The following is a 5,416-nucleotide window of genomic DNA, read 5'->3' on the forward strand; positions in this document are numbered from 1 at the left end:
CTCGTAAAACCTTTTGAAATTGACGAATTACTTGCTCGTTTGCGCGCCATATCACGGCGAAATTATGCTCCGATTCAGGAAGAAATCGTCATGATTCATCACTTAACATTGAACCGAACGAGCCACGCGGTATTTCAAGGAAAGGAAGAAATACTCCTTACACCGCGAGAATTTCAATTGTTCGATCTATTGGTGCAAAATCAAGGACAAGTTTTGCCAAGAGAAATTATCCTTGATCGAATATGGGGATATGACGCGGATGTATCAGTAAAAACAATTGATGCAACGGTGAAACTATTGCGAAAAAAATTGAATATACCAAGGCAACAAGGGTGGATTCAGAGTATAAGGGGGGTTGGGTATAAACTTGAGTGATCATACTGGAATACAAAGAACGAAACGGGTGGTCAAGGATGTCTTTAAACAAACACAAACAAGACTAACCCTTTCTTATAGCCTATTGCTTATGACGTTTCTCGTTCTGTTTATTTGTATCGTTTATGGACTTCTTTATTTTATAATGATGTATAATCAAAACCAAGAAATAGAATCTCTTGCAAGTCAACAAGCAAGTGTCATTCAAGATTCTATGAACGGGGCGTCTGGATCTTCATCAACGGTTACGTTCGGGCAAAATCAATATTTCTACTATGTAGCCGATCGGCAAGGAAAAATTATATCCGGTGATGAAACGATTCATCCGATGCGAGAAGATTTTCTAAGTACGATACAGGGTTGGTATCCTCAGCAAAGTGAAATCCGAAATATAACGTTAGAAGTGCGTTCTCACCATATGATGCATAGTGAGGATGTACAGCAATTAAAAATCCTTATGATTGCCTTGCCTATTATGAATGGGAAAGATCAGACAGGGACGCTATATGTCGGAGAAAATATTTCTCCGGTCTACCATCTATTTCGCATATTGCTGATGATTTTCATTGGACTTGGGGTCGTGTTCTTCGGCGTTGCATTATCCTTAAGCCGCTATATGTCGAAGCGGGCTCTTATCCCGGTCCAAGAATCCTATATAAAGCAGCGTGAATTTGTAGGGAACGCGTCCCATGAATTACGTACGCCGCTCAGCATTTTACTTTCGTCTCTTGATACATTAGAAATGGAACAGGACGAGCATACGAGTGCCTTTTCTCGAAAGGTGCAGCGGAATATGAAAGAGGAAGTAAATAGAATGACAAAGCTCGTCAGTGATTTACTAACGCTCGCTCGGTCTGATTCTAATGAACAAGAAATGACGCAAATCCTATTTGATTTTCGTCCATCAGCAAGTAAGGTAATTGAAACATTCCGTTCTATAGCAACAAGCAAGCAAATAGAAATAGAATTTGATGCACCAGAATCCATACAGGTGTATGGAAACGAAGACCGCCTTACACAGCTCTTATATATTTTAGTAGACAATGCGATTAAATACACACCGGATCATGGATCAATTACCGTCACGTTACGCATGGAAAACGATAAGAAACATAGTCTATGTATGATCGTTAAGGATACGGGAATCGGCATAAAATCGGAGGACTATAGCCGGATTTTTGAAAGATTCTACCGTGCTGATAAATCCCGCTCAAAGAATATTGGCGGATATGGACTCGGTTTATCTATTGCGAAGTGGATTGTAGACGCTCACCACGGCTCGATTCAAGTATCAAGTACAGAAGCAGGAACTACATTTACAGTGCTTATACCTACGAAAGCGTAAAGAATCTTTACGCTTTTTTTCTTTCTCCAAAAACTTTTTAAAAAGTTTTTCCCCCGATTCTATTTTTCACCATATTTTCTTTTTTCTTTTCTACAATAGGTCCTGTTAGCAAGGCAATCTACTAATAGGAGGTGTAAGCATGAAAAAGAAAAAAGGATTAAAATGGCTGGTGCTTTTAGCAGTCATTGGTATTCTGATCTTCACTGGATTTCAAGTAGTGAAAAATGAAGGATATCGATTTAACAACTTCAATATGACATCAATGATGAATAGTCAACAACCAACACAAGGTACGTTTCAAGGTGGACAAGGACAATTCCAAGGTGGAAATCAATCTGGTCAATTTCAAGTAAATGGCCCGCATCACAAAGGCATGCATCAAGAAGGTATGATGCATCAAGGCAGATTTGGTCATCATGAAAGAGGGTTCGGTGGGTTCTCTATCCTTCCATTCTTCTTAGCGCTAGGATCCATTCTTGTTGGTTGGTTATTATGGAGAGGTGCAGATCACGGCCCTAGAAAATGGATTGGCTTACTGTTAATTGGTCTAGGTGCATTACCTACTCTTCCTATTCTACTTATTGCAGCAGCTATTTACTGGCTCTATAAGAAATTTAAAAACAAGAATGACAACTTAGTGCGTGATGAATATACATCCACTCAAACTGTGAAACAACCTGATTTCTTAGATGAATGGGAACGAAACATAAACAAGGAGGAAAAATAAAATGGGATTATTTAGAAGAGTGAAAGACTTAGTAACGGCAGATGTACATGATGCGATAGATAAATTAGAAAACCCAGTCGTGATGTTAAAACAGTATATGCGTGATGTAGAAGAACAAATTGGGAAAGCTCAGCATGCATTAGCAGATCAGTTATTTATGGAAAAGAAATATGAAACACTTGTGGAAGAAGCAGAAGCTATCGTTGCAAAACGAGTTCGTCAAGCACAATTAGCTGTAGACCGAGGCGAAGACGAAGTGGCGCAAGTAGCATTACAAGAAAAAATTACACAAGAGAAGAAGCTAGCGATGTACAAGCAACAATTAGAAGCAACGAAAAAACAAACAGCTCTTCTCTACGATCAAATTGGTAAAATGCAAGAAACATTTAAGGAATTACAATATAAAAAATTGGTGTTGATCTCTAGAGCAAACGCTGCAAAAGCGCTAAAATCTGGACAAGACACACTTGCATCCTTCCAAACGGAACATACATTAAAAGGCTTTGCAAGAATGGAGGAATACATTCAAAAGTTAGAAGCGGAAGCTGCTGCAAGTCAATACTTCCAACAAGCTTACACAAAAACTTATATGCCATCAGTGAGTAGTGAGCTAAAAGAAGAAGTACAAAAAGAGCTTGAAAAGTTAAAAGCTACAAAATAAAGAATCTAGAGCATCCTATCCAATGATTAAATAGATGAGCAAAAAAGGCAAACTTCCACGAGTTTGCCTTTTTGCATTAAGACCATTACTATAGGTATATATAAAATGAGGGAATAGGGAGAATAAAGCAGATGAAATTATCCACATCGGAAAGAAAATTTTTAGTCTATTCTACTGCTATTTTGATAACATTTACATATATATTTGCAAAGTTCGCCTCGGAATTAATTGAAAAAGAGCTGTATAATTTTGATATTACTATAATAAGGTTGATTCAATCCTTTATATCTAACCGCGATACGATTATCATGGAATGCTTCACCTTTATGGGAGCTGGGCAAACCATTGCGGCTCTTCTTATATTGTTACTTGTAATCCTGATTTGGCAGAAAAGGGTGTGGGAAGCCATGTTTTTATTTCTTGCAGCTTCAGGCGGAATTGGTTTTAATTTGTTGTTGAAATGGATTTTTCAACGACAACGACCTACCATTCATCCAATCATCCATGAAACAGGATATAGTTTTCCAAGCGGACATTCTATGGGTTCCTTTGTTTTTTATGGTATGATTGCTTACCTTCTTGTTCGGCAATGCAAAGGAAAGGCTCAGAAGGTTATAAGCATATGCGTAATGGCATTACTTATCTTCATGATTGGGATCAGCCGAATTTATCTCGGCGTCCACTATCCCAGTGATGTACTAGCTGGTTTTGCAGCAGGAGGTTCTTGGCTCATGATTTGTATAATGGGATTGTCTGTTGTGAATGATCGAAAAAAATGAACAGTGCTCTTTTAAAACTCATTGTAAATAAATGTAGAATCCGTATGTTGATTAACAAAGCCATAGAGATAGGTTAAAACGAACAAAATGCTTACATAAAACAGGAACATGGCGGTCCAGCGTACGGAGGTATTGCACCACAATGTATGGATATATTTCATTAAATGATTCATCTCACGATTCTCCTTCTTTTAGTTTAGATTGTTATCAGGTCTACCATGTAAAAATTCCGATAAATCTTGATCCACACGAACCCAGCCCTTCCATCCCAAATGGTTAGGATCATTCATGAAATAGTTATCATATTCTGCATTTGAATAGTCTGTAACCTGAAATCCAGCTGCTTCTACTTGATTGCGAATTTTTGCATATAGTTGTTCGCGATAGGGCTTCGTAAAGCCAATATAATCACTATAAGCGGCTTTTCGTGGCAATAAAACGAAAAGAGGAGTTGCCTGTTCCTTTCGCAGTATATCTAATACCATTTGTAAATCATCATACTCACTGGATTCCAAGAAAGAAGAAGAATTCCAAGAATTTTGATTTCTCATATATTTTTCTTCGTACTTTTTATAAGTATCATTTACAATGCCAAACGAATTGCTATTTGTTTGGAGTTGTCCTTCTTGCTCTGCTTCCTTGGTAAGCTGATCCCACGAAAGCTTTGTAGTTGGTGCTTGGAGTTTCACAGGTTTTATGTTCTTTACTGCAGACAAGCTGTCAAAATAATCTTGTTTTTCTTTCAGCTTTAAGCGGTAATAGGCAACGGGTGTTAATGAAAGCGCTTTGAATTGATGCCATGGATCTTTATAAATATATCGTTCTAACATGATTGTTAGTAAACGGTCTTTTTTAACTATAGAATAGTTTACTAGTCTAGGAGCCACTTTTGTTTTCAATTCGGTACTAATGTCATTGGTAAATAGAAATTGGTATGCTTGATAGCTTGAGAAATATTTCGTAAAGCCACTATCTGAAATCCCATCTTTATTCATGAAGTCAGAAGGATCTAGAAAATAGACAAGCTTTTTATTTTGGAGGGAATGGGATAAGGTTGCAAGATTCATCGCGTGGAGCAAACCGGTGCTACCAGGCTGTCCTTGTAAATATGGAATAACCGTCTCATTTGAAAAATAATGAGATGGATGAAAACGACTAAAAATTCCAAGCGTAGAAGAACCAAATAAAGGAATATATGTGTTATTATTTAGAACTCGTTGTTGTATATATGTATTTTTAAATCGAAGGGCATCAGGTGAAGAACTACTTTGTTTTATCTCACTGTCAGAAATGATGTTTGGAAAGTACGAGACAGGAAGTAGTAAAAAACCTACATAAATCATAAATGCTATAAGTAAAGGACTATAGATTGCGCTTTTCATAAAATCTCCTTATATGTTTGAACTGTATCTTCATCAAGCCAGAAGCTATTTGAAAGAGTCATAGAGATAGTCAAAAACAACGTATCACTATGCTTACCACCATATATTATACATAAAATAATGTAGAAGCATAACAATTTTTTATAC

7 protein-coding genes are annotated in these 5,416 nt (G+C 37.1%); 5 read left to right on the plus strand and 2 right to left on the minus strand.

Annotated elements, in window-relative coordinates:
• The 5 genes from AC11ZT_RS11635 to AC11ZT_RS11655 all read left to right on the plus strand — a co-directional run.
• On the plus strand, positions 1 to 375 hold a 375-nt coding region (locus AC11ZT_RS11635; protein ID WP_484059751.1), incomplete at its 5' end, for a winged helix-turn-helix domain-containing protein.
• A complete protein-coding gene (locus AC11ZT_RS11640) occupies positions 368 to 1,720 on the plus strand; it encodes a sensor histidine kinase (protein ID WP_484059752.1) in 1,353 nt (450 codons plus the stop codon). The genes AC11ZT_RS11635 and AC11ZT_RS11640, both read left to right, overlap by 8 nt.
• Before the next feature lie 139 nt (positions 1,721 to 1,859).
• Positions 1,860 to 2,447: a hypothetical protein gene (locus AC11ZT_RS11645; protein ID WP_484059753.1), complete on the plus strand. Its 588-nt coding sequence runs from the start codon at positions 1,860 to 1,862 to the stop codon at positions 2,445 to 2,447.
• A 1-nt stretch (position 2,448) separates the two neighbouring features.
• The gene (locus AC11ZT_RS11650; protein WP_484059754.1) at positions 2,449 to 3,108 is read left to right on the plus strand and encodes a PspA/IM30 family protein; all 660 of its coding nucleotides are present in this window, start codon (positions 2,449 to 2,451) and stop codon (positions 3,106 to 3,108) included.
• A gap of 131 nt (positions 3,109 to 3,239) precedes the next feature.
• Entirely contained in the window at positions 3,240 to 3,887 is a 648-nt protein-coding gene (locus AC11ZT_RS11655; protein WP_484059755.1) for a phosphatase PAP2 family protein, read from the plus strand.
• Between the two features lie 11 nt (positions 3,888 to 3,898).
• Here the strand turns inward: AC11ZT_RS11655 and AC11ZT_RS11660 are convergent, their stop codons facing one another.
• Both AC11ZT_RS11660 and dltD read right to left on the minus strand, forming a co-directional pair.
• On the minus strand, positions 3,899 to 4,060 hold the full coding sequence (locus AC11ZT_RS11660; protein WP_484059756.1) for a teichoic acid D-Ala incorporation-associated protein DltX: 162 nt from the start codon (positions 4,058 to 4,060) through the stop codon (positions 3,899 to 3,901).
• Between the two features lie 18 nt (positions 4,061 to 4,078).
• The gene (dltD, locus tag AC11ZT_RS11665) at positions 4,079 to 5,269 is read right to left on the minus strand and encodes a D-alanyl-lipoteichoic acid biosynthesis protein DltD (protein WP_484059757.1); all 1,191 of its coding nucleotides are present in this window, start codon (positions 5,267 to 5,269) and stop codon (positions 4,079 to 4,081) included.
• Between the last annotated feature and the right edge of the window lie 147 nt (positions 5,270 to 5,416).

The organism is Ectobacillus sp. (assembly GCF_056992975.1).

Bases quoted from the DNA above. Each gene is read 5' to 3' on its own strand.
- AC11ZT_RS11645 (WP_484059753.1), top strand. From the start codon at position 1,860: ATGAAAAAGAAAAAAGGATTAAAATGGCTGGTGCTTTTAGCAGTCATT.
- AC11ZT_RS11650 (WP_484059754.1), top strand. From the start codon at position 2,449: ATGGGATTATTTAGAAGAGTGAAAGACTTAGTAACGGCAGATGTACAT.
- AC11ZT_RS11655 (WP_484059755.1), top strand. From the start codon at position 3,240: ATGAAATTATCCACATCGGAAAGAAAATTTTTAGTCTATTCTACTGCT.
- AC11ZT_RS11660 (WP_484059756.1), bottom strand. From the start codon at position 4,060: ATGAATCATTTAATGAAATATATCCATACATTGTGGTGCAATACCTCC.
- dltD (WP_484059757.1), bottom strand. From the start codon at position 5,269: ATGAAAAGCGCAATCTATAGTCCTTTACTTATAGCATTTATGATTTAT.